This window comes from Escherichia sp. MOD1-EC5950 (assembly GCF_002965345.1).
Lineage (GTDB): Bacteria > Pseudomonadota > Gammaproteobacteria > Enterobacterales > Enterobacteriaceae > Escherichia > Escherichia marmotae.
Genome location: NZ_PTSR01000026.1, coordinates 29,807 through 54,098, shown reverse-complemented (window position 1 = coordinate 54,098; position 24,292 = coordinate 29,807). Strand labels below are relative to the sequence as shown.

22 protein-coding genes are annotated in these 24,292 nt (G+C 47.6%); 12 read left to right on the top strand and 10 right to left on the bottom strand.

Translation table 11 applies throughout. The features are described 5' to 3' along the window. Positions 1 to 226: 226 nt before the first annotated feature. Genes BEA93_RS19940 through BEA93_RS19925 form a run of 4 tightly spaced genes read right to left on the bottom strand, consistent with a single transcriptional unit; the run spans position 227 to position 4,690 of the window. Positions 227 to 1,645, bottom strand: a complete 1,419-nt coding sequence (locus BEA93_RS19940) for a DUF1116 domain-containing protein (protein ID WP_000083466.1) — start codon at positions 1,643 to 1,645, stop codon at positions 227 to 229. Next, on the bottom strand, positions 1,645 to 3,192 hold the full coding sequence (fdrA, locus tag BEA93_RS19935) for an acyl-CoA synthetase FdrA (protein WP_001515822.1): 1,548 nt from the start codon (positions 3,190 to 3,192) through the stop codon (positions 1,645 to 1,647). Before fdrA ends, BEA93_RS19940 begins: the two co-directional genes overlap by 1 nt. Then, on the bottom strand, positions 3,182 to 4,045 hold the full coding sequence (locus BEA93_RS19930; RefSeq protein WP_105224959.1) for a DUF2877 domain-containing protein: 864 nt from the start codon (positions 4,043 to 4,045) through the stop codon (positions 3,182 to 3,184). Before BEA93_RS19930 ends, fdrA begins: the two co-directional genes overlap by 11 nt. 39 nt (positions 4,046 to 4,084) lie before the next feature. Beyond that, on the bottom strand, positions 4,085 to 4,690 hold the full coding sequence (locus BEA93_RS19925) for an ankyrin repeat domain-containing protein (RefSeq protein WP_105224958.1): 606 nt from the start codon (positions 4,688 to 4,690) through the stop codon (positions 4,085 to 4,087). A 257-nt stretch (positions 4,691 to 4,947) separates the two neighbouring features. Here BEA93_RS19925 and BEA93_RS19915 point away from each other — a divergent pair, with 257 nt between their 5' ends. Together BEA93_RS19915 and BEA93_RS19910 are read left to right on the top strand one after the other, a co-directional pair. Next, positions 4,948 to 5,445 (top strand): DUF1097 domain-containing protein, encoded by a 498-nt coding sequence (locus BEA93_RS19915; RefSeq protein WP_001515819.1) that lies wholly within the window; start codon positions 4,948 to 4,950, stop codon positions 5,443 to 5,445. Positions 5,446 to 5,536: 91 nt separating this feature from the next. Continuing rightward, positions 5,537 to 6,469: a LysR substrate-binding domain-containing protein gene (locus BEA93_RS19910; protein ID WP_001084382.1), complete on the top strand. Its 933-nt coding sequence runs from the start codon at positions 5,537 to 5,539 to the stop codon at positions 6,467 to 6,469. Positions 6,470 to 6,510: 41 nt separating this feature from the next. On the opposite strand, the gene pdeL is transcribed toward BEA93_RS19910, so the two are convergent. From pdeL to BEA93_RS19890, 4 genes are all read right to left on the bottom strand, one after another. After that, positions 6,511 to 7,599 (bottom strand): DNA-binding transcriptional activator/c-di-GMP phosphodiesterase PdeL, encoded by a 1,089-nt coding sequence (gene pdeL, locus BEA93_RS19905; protein WP_010377096.1) that lies wholly within the window; start codon positions 7,597 to 7,599, stop codon positions 6,511 to 6,513. Between the two features lie 995 nt (positions 7,600 to 8,594). After that, positions 8,595 to 9,290 carry a LutC/YkgG family protein gene (locus BEA93_RS19900; RefSeq protein WP_000370394.1) on the bottom strand — a complete coding sequence of 232 codons (696 nt, stop codon included), beginning with the start codon at positions 9,288 to 9,290 and terminating at the stop codon, positions 8,595 to 8,597. Then, the gene (locus BEA93_RS19895; RefSeq protein ID WP_105224957.1) at positions 9,283 to 10,710 is read right to left on the bottom strand and encodes a LutB/LldF family L-lactate oxidation iron-sulfur protein; all 1,428 of its coding nucleotides are present in this window, start codon (positions 10,708 to 10,710) and stop codon (positions 9,283 to 9,285) included. Before BEA93_RS19895 ends, BEA93_RS19900 begins: the two co-directional genes overlap by 8 nt. 10 nt (positions 10,711 to 10,720) lie before the next feature. Beyond that, positions 10,721 to 11,440: a (Fe-S)-binding protein gene (locus BEA93_RS19890; RefSeq protein ID WP_001102096.1), complete on the bottom strand. Its 720-nt coding sequence runs from the start codon at positions 11,438 to 11,440 to the stop codon at positions 10,721 to 10,723. Between the two features lie 493 nt (positions 11,441 to 11,933). On the opposite strand from BEA93_RS19890, the gene BEA93_RS19885 reads away from it, so the two are divergent. Then, the gene (locus tag BEA93_RS19885; RefSeq protein WP_024191840.1) at positions 11,934 to 13,487 is read left to right on the top strand and encodes an L-lactate permease; all 1,554 of its coding nucleotides are present in this window, start codon (positions 11,934 to 11,936) and stop codon (positions 13,485 to 13,487) included. 168 nt (positions 13,488 to 13,655) lie between these two features. Here BEA93_RS19885 and rclR read toward each other — a convergent pair whose 3' ends face one another. Beyond that, complete coding sequence (gene rclR, locus BEA93_RS19880; protein ID WP_000339576.1) at positions 13,656 to 14,519, bottom strand: reactive chlorine-specific transcriptional regulator RclR; 864 nt, start codon at positions 14,517 to 14,519, stop codon at positions 13,656 to 13,658. A 225-nt stretch (positions 14,520 to 14,744) separates the two neighbouring features. On the opposite strand from rclR, the gene rclA reads away from it, so the two are divergent. From rclA to rclC, 3 genes are all read left to right on the top strand, one after another. Continuing rightward, complete coding sequence (rclA, locus tag BEA93_RS19875) at positions 14,745 to 16,070, top strand: reactive chlorine resistance oxidoreductase RclA (protein WP_105224956.1); 1,326 nt, start codon at positions 14,745 to 14,747, stop codon at positions 16,068 to 16,070. Positions 16,071 to 16,178: 108 nt separating this feature from the next. Then, complete coding sequence (gene rclB, locus BEA93_RS19870; RefSeq protein WP_000475158.1) at positions 16,179 to 16,415, top strand: reactive chlorine resistance periplasmic protein RclB; 237 nt, start codon at positions 16,179 to 16,181, stop codon at positions 16,413 to 16,415. An 11-nt stretch (positions 16,416 to 16,426) separates the two neighbouring features. Next, positions 16,427 to 17,014 (top strand): reactive chlorine resistance membrane protein RclC, encoded by a 588-nt coding sequence (rclC, locus tag BEA93_RS19865; protein WP_016248385.1) that lies wholly within the window; start codon positions 16,427 to 16,429, stop codon positions 17,012 to 17,014. Between the two features lie 243 nt (positions 17,015 to 17,257). On the opposite strand, the gene BEA93_RS19860 is transcribed toward rclC, so the two are convergent. Further along, complete coding sequence (locus BEA93_RS19860) at positions 17,258 to 18,283, bottom strand: alpha/beta hydrolase (protein WP_370567165.1); 1,026 nt, start codon at positions 18,281 to 18,283, stop codon at positions 17,258 to 17,260. 404 nt (positions 18,284 to 18,687) lie between these two features. Between BEA93_RS19860 and BEA93_RS19855 the strand changes: the two genes are divergently transcribed. The 6 genes from BEA93_RS19855 to BEA93_RS19830 all read left to right on the top strand — a co-directional run bounded on the left by BEA93_RS19855 (position 18,688) and on the right by BEA93_RS19830 (position 24,277). After that, positions 18,688 to 19,620: an AEC family transporter gene (locus BEA93_RS19855; RefSeq protein ID WP_105224955.1), complete on the top strand. Its 933-nt coding sequence runs from the start codon at positions 18,688 to 18,690 to the stop codon at positions 19,618 to 19,620. 47 nt (positions 19,621 to 19,667) lie between these two features. Continuing rightward, positions 19,668 to 20,801, top strand: a complete 1,134-nt coding sequence (locus BEA93_RS19850; protein ID WP_105224954.1) for an alpha/beta hydrolase — start codon at positions 19,668 to 19,670, stop codon at positions 20,799 to 20,801. Positions 20,802 to 20,841: 40 nt separating this feature from the next. Further along, positions 20,842 to 21,522, top strand: coding sequence for a heavy metal response regulator transcription factor (locus tag BEA93_RS19845; RefSeq protein ID WP_085448712.1), 681 nt, complete (start codon positions 20,842 to 20,844; stop codon positions 21,520 to 21,522). 15 nt (positions 21,523 to 21,537) lie between these two features. Further along, a complete protein-coding gene (locus BEA93_RS19840; RefSeq protein ID WP_105224953.1) occupies positions 21,538 to 22,995 on the top strand; it encodes a heavy metal sensor histidine kinase in 1,458 nt (485 codons plus the stop codon). A gap of 63 nt (positions 22,996 to 23,058) precedes the next feature. Beyond that, complete coding sequence (locus BEA93_RS19835) at positions 23,059 to 23,538, top strand: (R)-mandelonitrile lyase (RefSeq protein ID WP_001515808.1); 480 nt, start codon at positions 23,059 to 23,061, stop codon at positions 23,536 to 23,538. Beyond that, a complete protein-coding gene (locus tag BEA93_RS19830; RefSeq protein WP_001515807.1) occupies positions 23,516 to 24,277 on the top strand; it encodes a carboxymuconolactone decarboxylase family protein in 762 nt (253 codons plus the stop codon). Before BEA93_RS19835 ends, BEA93_RS19830 begins: the two co-directional genes overlap by 23 nt. Positions 24,278 to 24,292: the final 15 nt, after the last annotated feature.

Genomic DNA, 24,292 nt, shown 5'->3' with positions numbered 1-24,292 from the left:
CGCCGCATCCGGCAATGGTGACAAATGCCTGATGCGACGCTCGCGCGTCTTATCAGGCCTACAGATTCTTGCGCCATTCGCAGGCCGGATAAGGCGTTCTCGCCGCATCCGGCAATGGTGACAAATGCCTGATGCGACGCTCGCGCGTCTTATCAGGCCTACTGATTCTTGCGCCACTCGTAGGCCGGATAAGGCGTTCACGCCGCATCCGGCATAAACATGTAAGTCAAACGCCGTAACGTTCGCACCAGCCAAGAATGGCTTTCTCGAAGCAGGCGAATGGTGGATGCACAATGCCCGCGCCAATCATGCCGACGCCTGCATCTTTATGAGCGATGGCGGTGTTGATCACCGGCAGAATGCCGCTGCTACCCACACGGGTGATGTCGATAGCCGATGGCACGCCCATAAAACCCAGCAGCGGAATGGTGACGTTAGGGTTTTCACCGAGGGTGATTTCACGCATCTGACGGGAGAAATCGATAGCCTCTTCCACCGTGCCGCCCACCAGCGCGACGATTGCAGGTGCGGTCGCCATAGCAAATCCACCAATGCCATAAGTTTCGGTAATAGCACTGTCTCCAATATCCAGCCCCGAATCTTCCGGCTTATAACCGGCAAACATCGGCCCGATGACCTGCTGCGCCGGGCCGGTAAACCATTGCCCCGGTAATCCACTGACCCGCAGGCCGAACTCGACGCCGTTACGCGCCATCGTGGTCACTACGGTGCTGTATTCAATGCCGTGCGCCGCATCCATCGCCGCTTTACACATTGCCATCCACGTCGGGCCGGAGAAATAATCGCTGCTGGCGACAAACTCAAACACTTCGCGCTGTTGTTCGACGGAATAACCTGCCTGAATAATCCCCGGCGTCAGCGCCTGAATCAGCAGAGTCGTCCCGGCGTTATTGCGGTTATGGCACTCATCGCCCATATGCAGCGCTTGCGCCAGCATTAAGCGCAGATCGATCTCACCGATAATTTTCATCGCGTCGCGCAGCATTGGCCCCTGCACATCACGCATCCAGTTGAGGCGGTCAATCACGCTCTGGTCGTTAGCGCCCATACGCAAAATCTTCGCCATCTGCTCGCTCATGTTGGTGTAAGCGATGTTGCCGTAGGTTTTGTTTTTCACGATGTGCATAAACATCGAGGCAGAGGTAACGCCCGCCATCGATCCCACACAGTCGTGTTCGTGGCACGGCGAGAAAGTGATCTCCCCGGAAGCCGCCAGTTCAGCCGCCTCATCGAGATCTTTCGCCAGCCCTTCAAACACCAGCGCACCGGTGACCGCACCTTTCATCGCGCCGCACATTTTTTCCCAGGTAACCGGCGGCCCGGCGTGAAGAATGGTTTTCGCCGTCATGCCCGGCACCACGTTAATCGCCTGATCAAAACCAATCAGCACCGGATGCGACTGGGTAATGCGCTCCAGCGCCTGCTGGTTAGCGGCAGCGATTTTGTCCGCCAGCGGCGAATCAGCAATGTTGTCCAGCGCCTGTACCACCTGCATATTGCCCTGTCCCGGCGGCGTCCAGTCGAGTTGGGTCACTTCTACATGCTGCTTTTTCAGATCATCGCTAAACATGGCGATGCCGACGTTAATAACGTTCAACGGTTGGCTAAACAGTGACTGGCTCATCAGGCTTCCTCCCCTTTGCAGATAAATTCACGCGCCAGCAATCCGGTATTGGTGCTGCTGCTGGCCAGAATTACCCCGGCATCAAGCAGCATCTGGCTTTGTTGTGCTAACGATGGCGTATCAAGATCGGTGCCCAGTACATAGGCGAGAATGATCAACTCACGGCCTTCGGCTGCGGCGATCGCTTTCGCTTCTTTGATCGCATCGAGGGTGGAGCCGACCGGATCTTCATGCGATCCAAATCCGAGCACGAAATCCATCACGATCACCGCCACTTCTGGATCGCGCGCTTCTTCGATCAAGCGACTGATACGGTTGGTCGGGTCAATCATCGGGTGCGGCTTGCCGTTGGTGAAGTCGTCATCGCCAAAGTCGAGGAAGGTGTGTTTGATGCTGCGGTTGATATCTTGCAGGCGGAATTCCGGATCGGGCTGGATGTTGCTATAAACATCGCCATGTTTTTCCATCACCGCGAACATGGTTTCGTCACACAGCGTGCCGCCGCAGAACAGTCCACGAATGTATTTCTGTTGTGGTTGCAGACGCGCACGGACATCAGCAATCAACGGCTGGTTCAAGGTATGCAGGTCGAGATGTTCTTGTTTCACGCCGGAGAGCATTACCGCTTTCAGCGCCGCCTCTTTGCTGCCGCGGGCAAACTGTAGCCCCTGCTCATCCACTGGTGTTTCACCACGACCGAGGAAGCAAACCACCACCGGCTTGCGGCAGGCGCGCGCACGTTCCAGCACTTTGCGAGCCACCGCAGGCGCAGGCGGTTTGGAGATCAGCGCGATGATTTCAGTTTGCGGATCGTTTTCCAGCATTCCGATGGCATCGAGCATCATCAGACCGCCAATTTTCTCGCTCAGGTCGCGCCCACCGGTGCCGATCAGTTGCGAAACGCCGCCGCCAAATTCATGGATACGGACGCTCAGTTCCTGGCTGCCGGTGCCGGATGCACCAACAATACCGATGTTGCCGCGACGCACGGCGTTACCAAAACAGAGCGCCGCGCCGTTGATAATCGCCGTGCCGCAGTCCGGCCCCATCATCAACAGCCCTTTTTCGTGAGCGAGTTGCTTGAGCGCCAGTTCATCTTCAACTGAGACGTTATCGGAGAACAGCATCACGTTGAGGTCGTTTTGCAGCGCCTGACGCGCTTCGCGCGCGGCAAACAGGCCATTGACAGAAATCACTGCCAGGTTACTTTCCGGGATATGCTTTTTGGCGCTGGCAAGGGTGGCGTAACGCGCCTCATGCGAGCCGCTTTGCGCTTTGCTGTTGAACAGTTCTTCAATCTCCGCCAGCAACTGCTCGTTGTCTGCGTCTGGTTTGCCGTTGATGACAATCATCAGGTCGCCGTTTTTGGCCTGTTCCAGCTCCGGCGTCAGCAGCCCTAAATTTTTCAACACGCCTTTGTTCATTTCGGTCGCCATCGCCACAAATGCCTGCTCGACGCCGTCGAGTTTATTTGCGCGCGTGGAGATGGACATCAGCGAGACAGAATCAAAATAGGTATTCGGTTTAATGACTATTTTAACTGACATAATTCCCTCCGTAGGTTTGGCTCAGCGCACAACCATCGGCCATGCCATACAGCATGTCGCAGCCGGAACTGGAGCCAATATGTTTAATCTTTTCTATTGCCTGAGTTGAGTTCCCAGAGACGCCATAAATAATGTCGTAAATAAAATGATGAATATTTTCCCGACAACGTTGTTGCAATGCCGCTTCTAACGTTATGGCACTTAATAACGTAGTGTTATTTCTGCCGCATTGCAGGCCGCGATAAAATTCCCCTTTGTATTTTTCTGCCGGATGTCCGTAAATAAATAAAACAAGCGCCAGACCTGTTAAATAATCATCGGCTGAAGGTGTCAGACCAATCCCTAACCCCATCATGTTAGCGACCGCTGATGCGATATTTTGTTTATCGCTTAATGCCTGAATTACACGACGTCTTTTAATCTGTAACTCTTTATTTAACGCCTGATAAAACGGATTATCACCGCAATAATTAAACAGGGTTTCATTTTCCCCCAGATGCTGATGAATAATGTCGTGCCACTGTTGCCAGGCGATAAAGTGGAAATTCTCAGTGGTCAATTGCAGTACTGGAGACAGCCAACGCTGGCAACAACGCTTATCTATATGAATATGTTGACCAACCGTAATCCCGTGATCGTCAAACTGAACCTTATCGCCATGACGGAACAGACCATCAAAGTGAGTGAGTGCCAACCGACAACTGTTTGGCGCATTGTCGTACTCTTCACAAAGTAGCGTCAGCAACTGTTGGTGAGCCGGGAGTGCAATGTTTACCGCTCTGGCAAAGACCTGTTCAACCTGACCTTCTCCCCGCTGCGCCAGAAAATCCGCATCCGCAGTTAGCGCCCACACACACCGTCTTTCTGGTGTGTCGATAGCAAGCCTCCCGGTTTATGCGCCTGCGGCAATCAGCAACTGCGCAATCTCTTCAAAACCGCGTTCCCGCGCCAGTTCCAGCGGTGTTTTGCCATATTTATCCGTCAGATGCGGGCTGGCACCGTGTTCCAGTAATAACTGGACTATCGCCTGTTGTTTAATCCCGCCATCATTAAGCACAATCGCTTCCAGTAGCGGCGTCCAGCCAACATAATTGGTCTGGTTGACGTTAATATCCGTATGCGTCAAAAGCTCTTTCACAATACTTAAATGGCCTTTTTCACAGGCTGGCGTCAGGCCGACACCGCCAAAACGGGTGACGCAATTAAGATCGGGTTTAGCCGGTAAAATAATTCGTAGTAGCGTTAAATCATCGTTCAGGCAACTCATTAAAAAAGGATTTAAGCAGATATGATCTTGTTTGTTAATATCTGCACCGGCATCAATTAACGCCTGCACACATGCATATTGCTGATATAAACTTGCCAGCGTAATTGCCGTTTTCCCCTGGCGATCGCAGGTATTAATATCGACACCCAGCGCAAGGCAGGTTTTTAATTTATCGATATCACCTTGTAGGGCAGCCAATAAATAGTCGGCAGGTAGATTTTTTATACTCATTCACATTCCCCTGGTTTTTGTGGCTGTTTTCGATGAATTGAGAATAGCAACGAAACTCAACCAAAAGAACCCGCTTAAATTTAATTCGCTGTATTCCGTCTTTTTGTTGAATGATGCTCAACAATCTTTTAGCAGTGTGCGCCAGTGCAATATTTATCTTTTTCTCCCCATACCCTTTCACTCAATCAGGTTTTATTTCTCTATAGTCTGCATATGTATTAACAGCTTCCGTCCACGTCTAACCAGAGGAGAACAAGATGAACGGACTCACTGCAACGGGTATTACCGTCGGTATTTGTGCAGGGCTTTGGCAGTTAGTGTCTTCACATGTCGGGCTTTCTCAAGGATGGGATTTATTAGGAACAACAGGCTTCGTCGCCTTTTGCAGTTTTTATGCCGCAGGCGGCGGTAAATCGGGGTTTATCAAGAGTCTGGCGGTCAATTATTCCGGGATGGTGTGGGCATTTTTCGCTGCACTGGCTTCCGGCTGGCTGGCCTCTGTGAGTGGGCTTTCCGGATTCTGGGCAAGCGTGATTACCACCATTCCCTTCTCGGCGGTGGTGGTCTGGCAAGGGCGTTTCTGGTTACTGTCATTCATTCCCGGTGGATTTCTTGGCATGACGCTGTTTTTTGCCAGCGGGATGAACTGGACAGTAACGCTACTGGGTTTTCTGGCGGGTAATTGCGTGGGGATAATTTCAGAATATAGCGGACAAAAATTAAGCGAAGCGACAACCAAAAGCGGCGGGTGTTAAAAGTTATTCAAAAATGATTATCTATCTTTAATAGATACCTCTACAGTCATGGCTGGAGAAATTCATATTAGAAAATGGCGGGAATGGTTTAATGAACTCAATTTTTACCGAAGAAAATCTGCTGGCGTTTACTACCGCTGCACGTTTTGGCAGCTTCAGTAAAGCCGCAGAAGAGTTGGGTTTAACGACTTCCGCCATTAGCTACACCATCAAGCGAATGGAAACGGGGTTAGATGTGGTGCTGTTTACCCGCAACACCCGCAGCATTGAGCTAACGGAATCCGGGCGCTATTTTTTCCGCAAGGCCACCGACCTGCTGAATGATTTTCACGCTATTAAACGCAGTATCGATACTATTTCGCAAGGCATAGAAGCGCGGGTACGCATTTGTATTAATCAGCTACTTTATACACCCAAACACACCGCACGCTTATTGCAGGTACTGAAAAAGCAATTTCCCACCTGCCAGATTACCGTCACCACCGAAGTGTATAACGGTGTCTGGGACGCGATTATCAATAACCAGGCGAATATCGCCATTGGCGCGCCCGATACGCTACTGGACGGTGGCGGTATTGATTACACCGAGATTGGTGCGATTCGCTGGGCCTTTGCCATCGCCCCGGCTCATCCGTTAGCCTTCATGCCGGAGCCAATCGCTGAAAGTCAGTTACGTCTCTATCCCAATATCATGGTGGAAGACACCGCACATACGATTAATAAAAAAGTGGGCTGGTTGCTACACGGTCAGGAATCGATTCTGGTGCCAGATTTCAACACCAAATGTCAGTGCCAGATTCTGGGCGAAGGGATTGGTTTTTTGCCGGATTACATGGTTCGCGAAGCGATGGCGCAATCACTGCTGGTTACCCGCCAAATTCATAACCCGCGCCAGGATTCGCGCATGTTACTGGCAACCCAGCACTCCGCAACGGGTCAGGTGACGCAGTGGATTAAAAAACAATTTGCGCCAAATGGCATATTAACAAGGATCTATCAGGATTTACTGCATCGGGAGAATTAATACCCGGCACTCTCCCGATGCACTCTGAACTGCGGCTTATATCAACCACCCGCTTTCATTACCCATTCAGAGATAAATTTATCACCCGGTACTGGCGGGGAGAACAAATAGCCCTGCAAAAAGTGAACGCCTTTGCCGATCATTAAATCCGCCTGCTCCTGAGTTTCAACCCCTTCCGCCACAATATTAAGACCAGGCTTACGTGCCAGTTCGACAATATTATCCACAATATGGCCGGAGATTTCGTCCACACTGGCCATTTGCACAAACGACTTATCGATCTTAATAAAATCGACCGGGAACGCCTGCAAGTAACGATAGGTCGCATAACCAGTACCAAAATCGTCCAGAGCAAATGTGATGTTATGGCGATGCAGGCTGTCAAAAATCGCTCTGGCTTCTGGCGTTACCGGAATTGGGTTACGTTCCGTCAACTCGAGAACCAGCTTGATTTTATCGTTGCCTAATTTCTTAACCAGGTTCAGACACTCCTTTTCAAACCCGGATGCCAGGAAACAACCCGCGGACACGTTAATACCAATATGGAAATTATCCGGCAGCAAATGTTTTACTGGTGCCAGAATATCCGCGGTTTGTTTCATCAACTGACGGGTCATTATCACAATCAAGCCGGATGATTCCGCCAGAGGAATAAACTGATCCGGAGGAATAATTCCCGTTTGCGGATGCTCCCAGCGAACCAGCACTTCACAGCCAGTCAGTACCCCTGTCTGTGCGCAGAAAACAGGTTGGATCCACGGTTTGAATTCATGGTTTTCCAGCGCCAGACTGATTGCCTCAGGTGTGACAATATGGTGATAGTGGTTGTCAGAGATATATCTGTGACTGTTATTACCACTGGCGGATATGATCTCCGGATTGTACTGGAAGAAAATATCGCGCCAGAAAGTAATATCGCTTTGGATCCCCAGTTTCTCAAAGAGCTGTTTCTTTTGATGTGAAATTGTCTTTGCGCTGCGATTTCTATATTGTGATATTTCTGTAACCGACATCCCCTGCATCAGCAGCTTGAGTAGCAGTCGCTCTTTCTCGGATACGTTACCGGGCAATGACAAATGAACCGTTGTACCGAACTCTTGCAGAAAAACACGAAAATCACATGAATCCATGAACACACCTTTTATCTTTTATCGCTGTTCAGTATGAGTTACTACTGGTGGATTCCCGAGCACGCATAAGGGGTAACCATAAACATCAACAATGCCGTATCGATAACAACAAACATCACTATCAATCAGTTTATCGTTACCTCTAATGTTTGCTCAATAATGTTTACGCTAAATACCTCAGAAATGTAATCACAAGTGAATCTCAGTAGATAATAACGCAAGTTTAATATTAAAAGCCAACAATCTCAGTCACGCATTTGGGGTACTATAGAAGTAGTTCGACTATTTCTATATTTATAATTTACCACTAAGTACTGACCTTCATTCACGAGCGAAGGCGCATTATATGAATTTAACAATCCAAATCAACTTAAAATATCCCAACTGATATGAACATGGCGTCAACATCCGATTACAAAATGAGTAAAGATGTGTCTTAAACACACAAATTATTCATACTATGCACATACTTTCATAGCATCAACTTTAAGGCTGAATCCATTCAGCTTATATTGAAATATTAATAAGAGATTAAGAATGAATAATATTTAAAACATCCAATAAAATATCATACACAGACAATTAAACCTTAATTAACATGTAGTTACAATAATTCTGACGCATTAACTCCACACGCCTTGCATGAATAAGACCCCAATTCGAATATGTAATTACAATTACCTCAAATAAGAATAAACTTATTGAACAATGGTTTCGACCCGGTGGTGATTTTGGGCATCAATGTTTCTTTTTATGTTTTTATTATTCACTGTCTGGCAGACCATCAGTCTAAACTAATGGCTTCGCTGTATAGATATAACCTCTGCGAGAGGATACACGATTATCTACAACGGTGATGATGCGCTAAAGGTATAAGAAAGTGCGCCATATACAGGACATGGCGCAGACTTGTGTCCCACTGTGTAAATCGGTAATAGCGGTATAGTCGCTGTCTTTCTTGCTACTGAATACCAGAATGGCTATCAATATTTCTCTCAGCAATCCTCAATAATCAGGTATACCGCTTTCACCGGGCCATGAACTCCAACGACTTTGATAAGCTCAATGTCCGCTGTTGAACTGGGGCCACTGATGATGTTAATGCAGGATGGCATACGTTCACCGGCCTGCGCTTTCTGATGCAATTTTTCTGCAAGTTGTGCCACTCGCGGCAAGATGGTGCTTTTACGCAGAATAAAAATAGAGGACTCCGGTAGCAGGCTCAACGAACGCCCGCGCTCGGCAGCGGAAAAAAGTACCACGCCTCCCGACTCTGTTAAGCCATATTCAGCATACACAACGCCAACTTTCGCCTGCTCCGCCTGAGAGATATTCTCTACACCTTTCGCCGGGTCCCAAACAATGGCATTGCATTCCTGCTGTAAACGTTCGCTGATCCCCAGTTCCTCCAGTCGCGAGTCACCGCTAATCACAACAGACTGATCTCCCAACTCTTTACACAGGCGTAATGCGGCTTCTGCAGCCTGCGCCTCGCTGGTCAGTTCACAACGCGTCAACATGACATCGCTGGCAAACTGGATGAACGCATCACAGCGCTGCTGCTGATTAAGTTCAGTAAGCCGCTCGTTAGCATAGTTGTTAAGCGGCACATCTTCTGCTTGCGGTTCGAGTCGCAACGGGCGACCCAGAGCCTGAGCAATGTTGTTCAAAAATTCGCTACGATTATCCATTCTTTTTCTCCTGCGCCTGATGTTTCTTAAACCAGCTACGGAAACTCTCGCCGTCAGCTTCAGGAAGATCGCGTGCTTCCATCCAGTCACTAATCGCGCCAATCCTGAGCGGTGTTTTGCCGCCATTGATAAACCAGCTCGCCGCATGAGCGCCTGCCATCATTCCGACTTTCCACAATCCCGGATGACTATTGGCATAAGCGAACATTTTTATCGCTCGTTGCTCTGCTTTTGCTGTGATCCCTTTTTCAGCCATCACCCGACGATGACGCAAAATCAGTTTCGACAGAGGAATACGTACCGGACAAACGCTGTCACAGGCTGTACATAAAGAACAGGCGTAGGGGAGATCTTTAAAATCTTTATAGCCGCCAAGCAGTGGCGAAATCACTGCGCCGATTGGCCCTGGGTAAATAGAACCATATCCGTGGCCGCCAATATGGCGATATGCCGGACAAGTATTCATACAGGCCCCGCAGCGAATACAACGCAGCACATCCCGAAATTCAGAGGCCAGCACCTCAGAGCGCCCGTTGTCGACAATAACCAGATGAAACTCTTCAGGGCCATCAACGTGTCCGGCTTCGCGCGGCCCTGTCAGCCAGGTGTTGTATCCCGTCAAACGCGCGCCAACAGCACTGCGCGCCAGCATGGTAATCAATACATCAACCTCGGCAAAAGTGGGGGCAATACGCTCCATCCCCATTACCGCAATGTGCGTTTTAGGTAACGTGGTACACATCCGCGCATTGCCTTCATTGGTCACCAGGCATACCGAACCCGTCTCTGCCACCGCGAAATTACAGCCGGTAATACCGATTTCAGCACTGAGGAAATCTTCGCGGATTTTTTGCCGGATGAATAAGGTCATTGCTTCAGGCGTTTCCGGGCCGTCATAGCCCAGGCATTCATGTAGCACCCGGCGGATCTGGTGGCGATCTTTATGGATAGCCGGAACCACGACATGAGATGGCGGATCTTGATCCAACTGGAGAATATATTCACCCAAATCAGTTTCAATCACCTGAATGCCCGCATCCTGCAACACATGGTTGACACCAATCTCTTCGGTCACCATTGATTTGGACTTCACCACCTTCCGCGCGTTTTTACGTTGGGCGACCTGTAAAATATAGCGGGTAGCGTCTTCTTTAGTTTTTGCGAAATAGACGTGGCCGCCGTTTTGCGTCACTTTTTCTGAGAGCTGGTACAGATAAGCGTCAAGATTACTCAGAACATGCTCACGAATCTGGGCGGCACGATCACGCCACTCCTCCCAGTGCCCTAATTCATCAACCATTTTTTGCCGATTTGCACCAATACGCTGCTGCGCGTTTGCCACCGCTTTGCGCATGATCGGATCTTCAATTTGCTGACGGATGCGTGTTTTAAATTCTGTATTACTGGTTTTGATCGACATCTTTATATCCTCAGCGACTCATCAGCACTTCAGCAATATGCATCACTTTGACTTTCTGCCCTTCCCGTTGTAACCGCCCACTAATGTTCAGCAGGCAACTCACGTCAGCACCAATGAGATACTCAGGACGAACCTCCATCAGATGTGAAACCTTTTCTTTCACCATCTCGCCGGATATTTCGGCCATTTTGACCGAGAATGTGCCACCAAATCCGCAGCAGGTGTCCTGTTCGGCAAAGGGCAACAACTCCAGCCCGCGCACATTTTTCAGGAGCGTAAGTGGCTCATCCTTCACCCCCAACTTACGGGCCAGACTGCAAGACGGGTGATACACAGCCCTCCCTTGCAAGCTGGCTCCTACATCAACTACCCCTAATTTATTAACAATAAAAGAGGTGAGATCCTGCATACGCGCAGCGACCTTTTCGGCACGTAATGCCCATTCAGGCTCCTCAGCCAGATAGGTCGGGTAACTTTTTACGGCATAGGTGCAGGAACCGGCAGGAGAAATAATGGGATCGTCGTTTTCCTCCAGTGCGGCGATCAGATTTTTCATCCCTGGAATCGCTTCTTTGATATAACCACTATTGATCGCTGGCTGACCGCAGCATCCCTGTTTCTCCGGGAAATTGACGTGACAGCCGAGTTTTTCCAGTAGCAACACGGAGTCTCGTGCCATCCTTGATTTCAGTGCATCACCAATACAGGTAACAAAGAAATTTACATTCACAACCAATACTCCATTACTTCATTTCTGTTTATGCCCGATGGCAACCACCCCTTATGGGTTATCAATCATCAACAAAAATAGGGGCTCTTTTTTAATCAGGTAGCAAAATACAATTTCAAACTCATTTGTATGACAAAACAGATAATCCGTCATTCAATTCCGGGATGCAATAACTAATTTTATTTCTTTCGGCATCGCTCACATTTTTATAATGACACACACTATCAACACGGGATCATGAATTTGATTTAAGAAGGCAATAAAGTTCATAACCATGAACTCCAATACCTATTTTGAGCTACTCATTTTGGGGCTGTGAAAATATACACTCATTGTTTTATACGTCGAGTAATCAACAATAAACATACAATCATCAACAGCCATAATTTTATTTTACTGAAGCGATTCAGTTTGCATTTTTTATTTTTACAATGAGATAGCCTTCTTCGGAAAAATATATAAACAAGGTCAAGCAATATAGTTGGAAATAGAAATGCACGGATATTTAATGTTTGCTATAGCACTCTCACCTTTGCTCCTTATGGTATTTCTGATTCTGAAACTGAAGATGCCTATCCATTATTCAGTTCTGATATCACTGGCATTCACTGCTGTTTTATCTGTCCTGTTCTGGGACATGCCAGTACAAAATCTTAAAGCCTCCGTGAGTTATGGCGCACTCAAAGGGTTATGGCCGATAGTGATTGTGATCCTCGGCGCGATATTCAGTTATAACGTGATGCAGGCAACCAAAGCGCTGGATATTCTCCGCGATATTCTCGCCAGTATTAGCGAAGATAAGCGTATCCAGGTACTCCTTATTTCGTGGTGTTTTGGTGGTTTTCTTGAAGCTGCCGCCGGTTACGGTACAGCGGTCGCAATCCCTATCGGTATCCTCATCGCGCTGGGATTCAACCCACTGAAAGCCGCAATTGCTTCACTGGTTGCTAATACCGTACCTACAGCGTTTGGGGCAGTGGGTATTCCGGTTTCGATTCTGGCCGAACAGGTTAACCTGTCGGTTTACACCTTAGGTGGCACAATTATTCTGCAATTGGCGATTTTTAATCTCCTGCTGCCCTTTGTCATTATTGGTATTATTGGCGGCGGTGTGAAAGCAATTCGCGGCGTATTCCTTATCACGCTGCTATGTGGCATTGCGACACTTGTTCCGCAGTATTTTGTTGCCATACATCTCGGTGCCGAATTACCCGCTTTTGCTGGCAGCCTGGTTAGCCTTTTCACTGTCGCAATTGCCAGCCGTTTACGCAAAAGAGACGTAGATCCCGAGTGGCGTATTGAAGCCAGCCATACCCGTGAAATGGCACCACGCTCAGTAAAGGTGCTGTTTCGGGTCGGCTCTATTTACCTGTTCATTTTTATCTTTATTCTGCTGTGCTCACCGTTATTCCCAACGATAAAGGCGGCAGCATCTCAGTTAGCTTCAGCACTGCATTTTTCACTGGTCGATGGTGGAACATTGGTGTTAAAAATCGAATGGCTCACGACGCCAGGAATGCTGATTATCTTTGCGACTATTCTCGGCGGTTTTATTCAGGGGGCTTCAGCACGCGGTATGCTGGAAGTTTTTGTCAAAACCGTGCTCCAACTTAAAAATTCTATTATTGCAATTATGGCTATTGTCGCTATGGCAACAGTTATGGATCTCAGCGGCATTATTTCTACGCTGGCACAGTCAATTGTCGACCTCACAGGAAGTTCATATGTCTTCCTCGCCCCGGTCATTGGTGCTCTGGGTACTTTCGTCACTGGTAGCGACACTAACTCGAATATTTTGTTTGGCAAACTGCAAACTATTGCAGCCAGTAAGTTACATATCGATCCCAACTGGCTGGCGGCGGCAAATACCTCCGGTGCAACGGGAGGAAAAATGATTTCGCCACAAAGTATCGCCATTGCCGTTTCAGCCACGAAAATGGAAGGACAGGCTAATCAAATAATGTCTGGCACCATGAAATATTGCTGTGCCTACATCGCGATACTTGGCTTAAAAGTTGGCCTCTTTTATTTCTGGTTTATGCGATAATATGCTTTTATATTTGTCAGAACACAAATAAAGGCTAAGTAACAGAAATCTTATCTCCAGAATGCCAGGATGTTCTTTATATCTTCCAGAACATCCTGCTGTTTTCCTCCACTACGCTAAGTATGACAGACTCTATTTTTATGCCCGGTAATCTTATTCATACTTAGCTTACAAGATAACCTCCTGAAGTTGTCTGACTCTTTCCCGATATTCTCCCGGAGTACAAGCAAACTCCCGGACAAAAGCCTTGTGAAAAGATGATTCACTGGCATAGCCTACCGACTCAGCAATCACCACAACGGGGAGCGTTTCCCGGGAAAACATCTGGGCCGCTATTTGTAGGCGTAACTTTGTTAATACAGCCAGTGGCGTAGTTCCGGAAACATCACGGAAAAGTTGGGCAAAACTTGCCCTGGACATGTGAGCGATGCTGGCCAGTGATTCGACGGTCCAGGCGTGTCCGGGCATTTCCAGCATTTGCTGGATCACCGCACCAAGACGCGGATGCAGTAGCAAACTGAGAATGTTTTTCTCTGTATTAGCCTGTGCAATCCATTCACGTACCGCGAGTGTAAATAGTGTCGCGCAGACCTGGCTACACAGTGCATCCGCTCCCGGCATTGCCGATCTGGATTCCTGTTGTAAAAAAGGAATCGCTTCCCTCAGCCAGTGAAATTCCACACTGTCGCTTTCCGGTGCCAAAACCAGCACTTCCGGCAAAGAGGTTAAAAAATAACGCGCCGAACGTTGCAGTCGAAGAGTGCCGCAGACAATACAGGTCGATTCATTTTCGACGTGACTCAGGCGATGCGCTGAATTGTGTGGTAACAGAACCACACTCCCTGAGCGTAACGTAAAGGTCTGCCCCGTCGGTATTTCCAGTTTCGCCGCACCTTGTGTTAGCGCATGCCAACGAATAACCGACAGTTCTCCTGCGCCATGTGGAAGCTGCCAGTCGCTTCCTAACTCGCAATTTTTATCGATCGTTCCTTGTGGAGCGTTAAGCATCAACAAACGGCTAAGGGCATCCATATCAGACTCCTGAGTAGTTATTGATTACAGACAGCAGCAATCTTATATAAGCATTAATCTAATATCATCAACTAGTTAATCATCATCGTCATATTGTGACCCTGATTAAAAAACAATAAACACCAGACGATAAGACAAAATTTTAAGCGTTGTGAAGAAATATTATTTTTGCCTTTACGTCTATAGTCATTATGTCAAATGAATACGTTTCGACAGGAAATTATCATGAATAAATATCAGGCAGTTATTATTGGTTTTGGTAAGGCAGGAAAAACATTAGCCGTCACGCTGGCTAAAGCGGGTTGGCGTGTGGCCCTCATCGAACAATCGAACGCAATGTATGGCGGGACTTGTATTAATATCGGCTGCATCCCGACCAAGACGTTGGTTCATGATGCACAACAGCACGTAGATTTTGCCAGTGCCACGCAGCGTAAAGATGAGGTCGTCAGTTTATTACGCGATAAGAATTTCCATAATCTTGCAGATATGACCAATATCGACGTGATCGACGGACAAGCGGAGTTTATCGATAACCATATTCTGCGCATTCATCGACCTGAGGGAAATCTGGAGATTAGTGGCGAGAAGATTTTTATTAATACCGGTGCGCAAACCGTGATTCCGCCAATTCCCGGAATAACCACAACGCCTGGCGTCTATGACAGTACCGGATTACTGAATCTGAAGGAATTACCCGAGCATTTAGGTATTTTGGGCGGGGGATATATTGGCGTTGAGTTCGCCTCTATGTTCGCCAATTTTGGCAGTAAGGTTACTATTTTCGAAGCCGCACCTCTGTTTTTGCCTCGTGAGGATCGGGATATTGCTGATAATATCGCGACTATTTTACGCGAACAGGGCGTCGATATTATCCTCAATGCCCATGTGGAGCGAATCAGCCACGATGAAAATAAAGTGCAAGTGCATACCGGGCACGCCCAACTGGCGGTGAATGCATTGTTAATAGCTTCCGGCCGTCAACCGGCTGCTGCTTCGTTAAAGCCAGGAAATGCCGGTGTCGCGGTAAACGAGCGCGGAGCAATTGTCGTTGACAAGCAATTACATACCACAGCGGACAATATTTGGGCGATGGGAGATGTTACCGGCGGGCTACAGTTTACCTATATTTCACTGGATGACTTCCGCATCGTGCGCGATGAGTTACTGGGAGAAGGCAAACGTAGCACAGACGATCGGAAAAATGTGCCTTATTCCGTATTCATGACTCCACCGCTGTCCCGGGTTGGTATAACGGAAGAGCAGGCCAGGGAAAGCGGCGCGGATATTCAGGTGGCAACATTACCTGTAACAGCAATTCCGCGCGCCAGAGTGATGAACGATACCCGTGGGGTATTAAAAGCGATTGTCGATAATAAAACCCAACGCATATTAGGGGCATCACTGCTGTGTGTTGATTCCCACGAGATGATCAATATAGTGAAAATGGTGATGGATGCCGGACTGCCTTATAGCGTATTACGCGATCAGATTTTTACTCACCCGTCGATGAGCGAATCGCTCAATGATCTATTTTCATTAGTCAAATAACCCAAAAATCAGACGCCAGGACAAATATTCTGGCGTCTCAGAGAAAAGCATTTTATTAGATTTTGCTTATTCTATAACTTCTTAATCACTTCATTGATGGTATTTTATATGTTTAAAAAAACTGTTTTATTTGCAACGCTATTATCTGGCGTTATGGCTTTTTCCACCAATGCAGATGACAAAATAGTTCTGAAACATGTCAGCGTCTCGTCAATATCAGCCTCACCAACAGTTCTGGAGGATGCCATTGCCGATATTGCCAGAAAATACGATGCTTCATCATGGAAAGTCACCTCAATGCGAATTGATAATAACTCAACCGCAACGGCAGTATTGTATAAATAAGGATGTTTACAATGGAAAAATACCTGCACCTGTTAAGTCGGGGGGATAAAGTTGGCCTGACATTGATTCGACTGAGCATTGCGATTGTTTTTATGTGGATTGGGTTATTAAAGTTTGTCCCTTACGAGGCAGACAGCATTACACCATTCGTCGCGAACAGTCCGTTAATGTCGTTCTTCTATGAACATCCGGAAGACTATAAACAGTATCTGACTCACGAAGGCGAATACAAGCCAGAAGCCCGGGCATGGCAAATTACCAATAATACCTATGGTTTTTCCAATGGCCTTGGCGTCGTGGAGGTGATGATTGCGCTACTGGTTTTGGCTAACCCTGTTAACCGGTGGTTGGGTTTATTGGGAGGACTGATGTCATTTGCCACACCTCTGGTAACACTCTCATTTTTAATCACCACACCTGAAGCCTGGGTGCCCGCACTGGGGGATGCTCATCATGGTTTTCCTTATTTATCCGGTGCCGGTCGTCTGGTGTTGAAGGATACCCTGATGCTGGCTGGCGCAGTCATGATAATGGCCGATTCAGCACGGGATATCCTCAACCAACGAAGTCATGAATCATGTTCAGATTTTAAAGTTTAAATTCTTATAATCAGAACAGAATTTGTTTCTCATTATTCAGGCGTCAGTCTTCTCTTTGTACAGGCGAGGCTGACGCTATTTTGATGCTCAATGTTTCTTTGTTGAGTATATAAACTTCCTGATATAAAGCATCGACATTATTCACATTAGCCTGTATTGGAAAATTTAGTACCTGTGTCCTTATTCCCAGCGACGAAGAGTGCGCGAATGCTCCCCAGCCTGCTGGAGAGCATCGGAGGTTAATTAAATATTCTTATCAAAGAAAACGTCTAATTTTTGCGTCGCCTGGTCAACGTATTCAGGCACCCAATATGTCTCAATATGGGTAGCGCCATCGATCAGGAAGAGTTCTTTGTTTTTCGTACCTGTGGCTTTAGCGAATGCATCTTCAGTCATGTACAACGTATCCGCTTTTGTACCGGCAATCATCAGCAGTGGTTGATTGATGAGATCGATATGGTCTGTCACGTCAAAGCTCATCAGATCCAGCAAACTACTTGTGGTGTATTTAAACGTTGAATTTGGATGTGCGTGCGTTTTCCAGTAATACTCGTAGCCCTGTCGGTACAAAGCAAATGGCAATTTAGCGATCTGTTCATCAGTCAGGTTGGCATCACCGGAGTAAAGCACTTCACCTCCGGCTGCTTCCTGAGCGCGTGCGTCAGAAGCCTGCTGGAGCCGCTGCTGGATAGTATCCAACTGTGAATTCTGAAAACCATTACGCCGCACAAGACCTGAATTAAACATGCTGATGGTGGCAATCGATTTGAAGCGTTTATCCGTCTCAGCGGCAACAAGTGAATAGCCGCCTCCTCCACAAATCCCCAGCAAGCCAATACGGGTGCTATCAACACCGGGATACTGACTGATGAAGTCAGCCATGCCGTGGATATCTTCAATACGATTTGCGGGCTTGTCTACGTTACGCGGCAGACCTCCGCTGGCCCCCTGATAAGCAGCATCGGCGGCGATGGTAATATATCCGTGTTCTGCCAGGCGTTGGGCATATAACCCGGCAACCTGCTCTTTTACGCCACCATTAGGGTGAGCCACCACGATTGCCGGATATTTTTTCGCAGGATCATAGTTAGCCGGTGTATACACATTTGCTGCAATTTGAATGCCATGGAGATCATATTTCACCGGATGGATATTGACCTTACCTGCGACATTCTCGGTGATAGCCCCGTCATAAACGAGAGTAAATGGGTTCTTTTTGTAATCTGCTGCATTGGCTGAGGTGATACCGACTACCGCCGTCATCAGCATTGCACTTAAAAGAGTCAATTTCATGGTTTCTCCCGATAAAAATGCGTGTTCATAAGGCAAGCGAGATGGAACATTCAGACACAGGGTAGAGAGAAAAAACTGTCAGCATCATGACCGCTAAATAACATTTTTGTCAGGAAACGCCCCTGACAATCGCGTTTTCTGTTGTCGGTGGTTGAAATGAGAGAACGCAGACCCTTTCCCTGACCTGATTTATGAATCAGGCTGATTAACCCTATCGGTAAAGCTCTCTCAAATGCACATAAATATGTTGCTATACTCAACCTGACTTAAGCGGTTGTGATATACCCCGTATAAAATAAGTCACTTATAACAGTTCAACAAATAAAATTCACAGCTTCCGGGTTAATAATTATTATATATACCATGGCAAGGATATTAATATGGCGACACTTGAGCAACTTATCATTTTCTTTCTTCTTATTGGCGTTGGCGTTATAGCTCGTAAAGTGGGAGTCATTACACCAGGAAACACTCCCCAACTCACATCTCTTGTTTTTAACTTTGCGATGCCAGCCATTATATTTTCCGGAATAACCACTGACCAACCACATATTTCCGGAAAAGAACTTTCCATCGTGCTTGCATCTGCATTTACTGCGCTTATTTTACTGATTATTTGCAGCCGTATACTGGCAAGAGTTTTACGATATGAAAGAGAATATCATGGTGTGGTTACTGTTATGACAACATTTACCAATATTTCCATGATGGGGATCCCAATGATATATTCATTGTATGGCGCTGAAGCCATGATTTATATCACTGTGTTTTTACTCCCATATAACTTATTATTCTTTTCATATGGCTATTACTGCATGAAAGACCAGAGTGGAAATGCTGAAGCGCTTAGCTTGAGAAATATGTTAAACGTCATCAACCCAGGGATTATTGCCTGTATCCTTGCTTTGATTTTATATATTTCAAATATACACATTCCTTACGTCATTGCACAACCAATCAAAATGCTGGGCGCAATAACTGGCCCGGTTTCAATGCTACTGATTGGCTCATTCCTGTTAGACATCGAATGGAAATCTGTTTTTAAGGATGTAAAAGTATGGGTATTCACTTTTTTTAAAATGATCATTATTCCGCTTGTCATTATATTAATAATGAAGTTATTCATTACAAATGGGCTATTACTGGGTGTCCTGCTGGCTGCGGTAGCGACACCGGCTGGTGCCGGAACTCCCTTATTAGCTCAGATGTTAAATAAAAAAGTTTATCCGTTAGCTCTTAAAGGTGCAACGTTAACCACACTGGTGTCACTTATTACGATGCCTCTCGTAGCAATGATGACAGGTATTGGATAATACCTGGAGCACTATTTGAAGCCATAATAAAATATCAGAGATAATATATGAGCCATAAAACTTCCTTCAAAAAAACGGTCGGTAATGTTTTGTTGTCCGGACTGATATTTTCTGTTTCTGGTTGCGCAATGCACAACATTCAGAGCCAAAGTGCAGAACCGCATATTGTATTACAAACCCAGGGAAGCTTTACTGTAGGTGGTACAACGGTAAAACATTCAGGCACATTTTCAGAACAAAATTTTCTGTCTCCTGATGGTCAGACAGCTTATGGCGATCATGCTTACGTCTTCTACCAAATTCCGGTAAATACACATAAATATCCTCTGGTCTTCCAGCATGGCGGGGCACAAACCAAAAGAACATGGGAAAGTACACCAGATGGACGCGATGGATTCCAGAATATTTTCCTGAAAAAAAACTATAGTGTTTATCTCGTTGACCAACCCCGTATGGGTGAAGCCGGTTTATCAACCAAAGATGATACGGGTAAAAATCCCTGGGCGGGCAATCCTATGTATGCCGACAAGACATTTTTTCTGTTGTCCCGTGTTGGCAATGAACAGGGCGTATTTAAAAATTCGCAGTTTCCTGACAATCCTGAAAGTATTGAAGCATTCCAGCGTTCCTGGAATCCCTACTCAGGAGAACTTGATAATGAGCTGAATGCGAAAACACTTGCTCAGTTATTTGAAAAAATTGGCCAGGGTATTTTAATCACTCACTCGATGGGCGGCACTATTGGCTGGAGAACCCCCTTTTATACCGACAATGTAAAAGCTATTGTTGCTTATGAGCCAGGTGGAACACCATTTATCTTCCCGGAAAATGAGATGCCATCCCCGGTGAAAACCACATTTGCCCCCTTGAGCGCTTCCGCGATAGGAGTTCCCATGAACGAGTTTCTCAAACTCACGCGGATCCCAATCGTTATTTATTATGGCGATTTTATTGCTGAAAAACCGGATACGGCCGTTGGCCCGGATAAATGGAGAAGTGAATATGAAATGGCAAAGCAATTTGTTATGGCCATCAACCGTCACGGTGGAGATGCTACCCTTGTCCATCTCCCTGATATTGGCATCAAAGGCAATTCTCATTTCCTGATGGCGGAAAAGAATAATCAGGAGATTGCCGGGATAATGGCATCGTGGTTACACGATAAAGGACTCGATAAATAAACCAGTGCCCTAAAATCATTAATGGAGCGGGATAAATATTATGCGCCTTTTACTTATAGAAGATGAAGAGAAAACCTCGACATATATCAGCCGTGCATTAAAAGAATCAGGGTTCATCGTTGATATTTCTGCCAATGGCGCTGAAGGGCTTCATTATGCGCTGGAATTAGACTACGACGCGATAATTCTTGATGTGATGCTACCCGGAATGGATGGTTATCAGGTACTGGAAGGCGTCCGGGCCAGGAAACAGACCCCCGTACTGATGCTGTCAGCACGGGGATCGGTCGACGAACGCGTCAAAGGGCTGCGTCTGGGAGCAGATGATTATCTCCCTAAGCCCTTTTCACTCATTGAATTGGTGGCGCGTATTCAGGCGTTGGTGCGTCGCCGCCCTACGGATGGCGCAGACATCACTCAGCTTCATATTCAGGATCTGCATCTCGACTTACTGGCGCGCAGGGTATTTCGCGGAGGAACGAGACTGGAACTAACCGCGAAAGAGTTTTCCCTGTTGAGTTTGCTCGCTCGCCATCAAGGGGAGATCCTGTCAAAGATGATGATTGCCGAACAAGTCTGGGACATGAATTTTGATAGTGATGCCAATGTGGTTGAAGTCGCTATTAAACGTTTACGCGCCAAAGTTGATGCCCCATTCGACGTTAAGTTGCTTCATACCGTTCGCGGCATGGGGTATGTCCTCGAAGTCCGGCCTGAGTAAATAAAGGGGATAAGCATGCTCAGGCGTTCCATCTCTGTCCACCTGGCGCTGATGTTTGCCTTATCCGCGCTGCTGATTGTTTCCGTTATTGGCATCCTGCTCAGAAGCTCTTTGCATGATTCCTTACAAAAACAGATGCACAACGAACTGTTGTTCAGGGAATCATTGATGAGTCCGTGGATCACCGCTCGAACCTCAGCCGACGGTTGGTCCACGCTTGCCAATAAATTCACCGTATTAGCCAATTCCGAAGGTGAGCGCGTGCGCTACTGGATAGTCAGCGATAACCCGCGTTTCAGCGTGGGAGGAATACCGCCAGTGGGAGTTCAGTGGTCTTCTTTGCGGGAGGGATTTAATAAAGTACCCGGCGCATCAGAGGGCGCATGCTCGCTGTTTCTGTTAGTGAAAACGATTCCGGCAAACGGTGAAAGACCTGAGTTACGTTATGTGGTCGCCATTGACTCCACGCCGTACATGGGCACGCTCAATGCCTTTACGCGGACACTGTTGATCATTACTGCTCTGGGCGTAGCGATCGTCGCCCTGCTGGGCTACGTTGTTTCAAAGATTGGCCTGCGTCCGGTGGGAATGCTCAGTAAGCAGGCGCAACATCTCGCACCAGGGGATCATAGTCAGCGACTGGATGCCAGAGCCTTGCCCGAAGAGTTGCAGCAACTGGCCTCATCATTTAATGGCGTGCTGGAGCGCCAGGAAATCGCCTGGCGGCAACTTGAAAGTTTTAATGCTGATGTTGCTCATGAACTTCGCACGCCGCTGACTAACCTGATTGGCCAAACGCAACTGGGGCTATCACGCCGACGATCTTATGAAGAACTGGAAGAATTATTGGGCTCGAATCTGGAAGAGCTTGAACGTATGACGTCTATTGTCAATGACATGCTGTTCCTGTCTCATGCCCACGCGGGGGAACATGCGTCTCAGCTTAAACAAGTCTCCTTGCGAGAAGAAACCCTTAAGACAGCAGAATATGTCGAGCCTTCTTTTACAGAAAAACAGCTTTCGCTGGATGTTGAAGGCGATGTCACTGCGCTTATCGATCGGCGGCTGTTCCACCGCTCACTGGCCAATTTACTGGAAAATAGCGCAAGACATTCCCCCTCCAATAGCACGATTACCGTGCGGTTAAGCGAAAGAGATAATCAGGCCTGTGTTGAAGTTTCCAATCCGGGCGATCCGATAGCACCTGAGCACTTACACCGGCTTTTTGAGCGGTTTTATCGCATCGACACCTCCCGGGCAAGAAGTGATGCCCATCATGGGTTGGGTCTGTCGATTGTGCGCGCCGTCGCTATTATGCACCGGGGAGATGCCTTTGCCCGTAGTGAAGGTGGCATCAATACATTTGGCCTCACCTTTGCGATGCAAGCAAATAAAACAGCGGGCAATTCGCCTTCAGGCACTGAGTCTGGTGCAGCGTTAACTGACAAAATTGTCAGGGAGGCGTCAGCCTGACGACATGTCACGCTGATTAGAATCATTGCATCCCCTCCATCATCGTAGATAAGGACGCTTTGCATGATCAGACAGTTACGTTATCTCGGGTTACTACTGCCACTCTTCACCGCTTCATCCTGGGCAGTGGAGCAAAATTCCGCTGTCCATATTGCTCCCGCCGGAAGCCAGAATGCGGTGTACGGATCAGCGGAGAACTTTACCGGTCGTGTCCGGGTTGATCCGCTGTTCAACGCAGACAACGACATCCGTGTTTCCGCGGCTTATGTCACCTTTGAACCAGGCGCTCGCTCCGCCTGGCATACTCATCCGGCTGGTCAGCGGCTGATTGTGACCGCTGGTGTTGGGCTCACCCAACAAGAAGGCCAGCCGGTACAGGTGATCCGTGCTGGCGATGTTGTCTCTTGCCCGGCGGGCGTCAAACACTGGCATGGCGCAGCCCCCGGTAGCGCGATGACACATCTGGCAATAACCGGCGTGGTGGATGGCAAAAGCGTTAACTGGAAGGAGTTAGTGACAGATGAACAATACCACGCCCATTAAGATATTAACGGCAGCGGTACTGCTAACCTTTGGTTTTGCGCTTACCGCAAATGCTGCGCTCATCAATAAAGGAGCTACCAAAATGAATCATGAATACACGGTTTCAGATACGCTTTCAGCTCGCCAGCAGGCCATCCCGTTGATTGCCGCCTCAATGGCCAGCAGTCAGATGGATAAGCTGAATGCAGCACTTAATCAGGGACTTGATGCAGGACTCACGATAAACGAAGCTAAAGAAATTCTCATCCAGCTCTATGCCTATACCGGATTCCCCCGCAGCCTGAATGCTCTGAATGAGCTGATGAAAGTCGTCGAAGCACGTAAACAACGTGGCATCGAAGACATTGAAGGTAAAGAGCCAATCGCCCCGGTTCCCGTCGGGGATGAGCTTCGCCGTGTCGGTATCGCAAACCAGACTAAAATCGCAGGAGCGCCTGTCCAGGGGCCACTGTTTGATTTTGCGCCCACGATAAATCAATTCCTGCAAACGCATCTGTTCGGGGACATTTTCGCCCGCGATAACCTCGACTGGCAAAGCCGTGAACTGGCAACAGTTGGCGCATTAGCAGCCACGCCAGGCATTGAAGCCCAATTGTTGTCACATACGCGAGCAAGCATGAGAGTTGGCCTGACAGCAGCGCAGTTACGGCAGTTGGCACAGGTTCTGCGTGAACATGGTGACCATGATGCGGCCACAAGAGCTGAAGAGGCACTGCAAAAAGCGATTGAAAGCAAATAGAGAAGGTCGCCATGC

Bases quoted from the DNA above. Each gene is read 5' to 3' on its own strand.
- BEA93_RS19855 (WP_105224955.1), top strand. From the start codon at position 18,688: ATGGCGACACTTGAGCAACTTATCATTTTCTTTCTTCTTATTGGCGTT.
- rclR (WP_000339576.1), bottom strand. From the start codon at position 14,519: ATGGATGCCCTTAGCCGTTTGTTGATGCTTAACGCTCCACAAGGAACG.
- BEA93_RS19940 (WP_000083466.1), bottom strand. From the start codon at position 1,645: ATGAGCCAGTCACTGTTTAGCCAACCGTTGAACGTTATTAACGTCGGC.
- rclB (WP_000475158.1), top strand. From the start codon at position 16,179: ATGTTTAAAAAAACTGTTTTATTTGCAACGCTATTATCTGGCGTTATG.
- BEA93_RS19830 (WP_001515807.1), top strand. From the start codon at position 23,516: ATGAACAATACCACGCCCATTAAGATATTAACGGCAGCGGTACTGCTA.
- BEA93_RS19925 (WP_105224958.1), bottom strand. From the start codon at position 4,690: ATGAGTATAAAAAATCTACCTGCCGACTATTTATTGGCTGCCCTACAA.
- BEA93_RS19910 (WP_001084382.1), top strand. From the start codon at position 5,537: ATGAACTCAATTTTTACCGAAGAAAATCTGCTGGCGTTTACTACCGCT.
- rclC (WP_016248385.1), top strand. From the start codon at position 16,427: ATGGAAAAATACCTGCACCTGTTAAGTCGGGGGGATAAAGTTGGCCTG.
- BEA93_RS19850 (WP_105224954.1), top strand. From the start codon at position 19,668: ATGAGCCATAAAACTTCCTTCAAAAAAACGGTCGGTAATGTTTTGTTG.
- BEA93_RS19885 (WP_024191840.1), top strand. From the start codon at position 11,934: ATGCACGGATATTTAATGTTTGCTATAGCACTCTCACCTTTGCTCCTT.
- BEA93_RS19915 (WP_001515819.1), top strand. From the start codon at position 4,948: ATGAACGGACTCACTGCAACGGGTATTACCGTCGGTATTTGTGCAGGG.
- BEA93_RS19835 (WP_001515808.1), top strand. From the start codon at position 23,059: ATGATCAGACAGTTACGTTATCTCGGGTTACTACTGCCACTCTTCACC.
- BEA93_RS19900 (WP_000370394.1), bottom strand. From the start codon at position 9,290: ATGGATAATCGTAGCGAATTTTTGAACAACATTGCTCAGGCTCTGGGT.
- BEA93_RS19845 (WP_085448712.1), top strand. From the start codon at position 20,842: ATGCGCCTTTTACTTATAGAAGATGAAGAGAAAACCTCGACATATATC.
- rclA (WP_105224956.1), top strand. From the start codon at position 14,745: ATGAATAAATATCAGGCAGTTATTATTGGTTTTGGTAAGGCAGGAAAA.
- BEA93_RS19895 (WP_105224957.1), bottom strand. From the start codon at position 10,710: ATGTCGATCAAAACCAGTAATACAGAATTTAAAACACGCATCCGTCAG.
- fdrA (WP_001515822.1), bottom strand. From the start codon at position 3,192: ATGTCAGTTAAAATAGTCATTAAACCGAATACCTATTTTGATTCTGTC.
- BEA93_RS19840 (WP_105224953.1), top strand. From the start codon at position 21,538: ATGCTCAGGCGTTCCATCTCTGTCCACCTGGCGCTGATGTTTGCCTTA.
- pdeL (WP_010377096.1), bottom strand. From the start codon at position 7,599: ATGGATTCATGTGATTTTCGTGTTTTTCTGCAAGAGTTCGGTACAACG.
- BEA93_RS19860 (WP_370567165.1), bottom strand. From the start codon at position 18,283: ATGCTGATGACGGCGGTAGTCGGTATCACCTCAGCCAATGCAGCAGAT.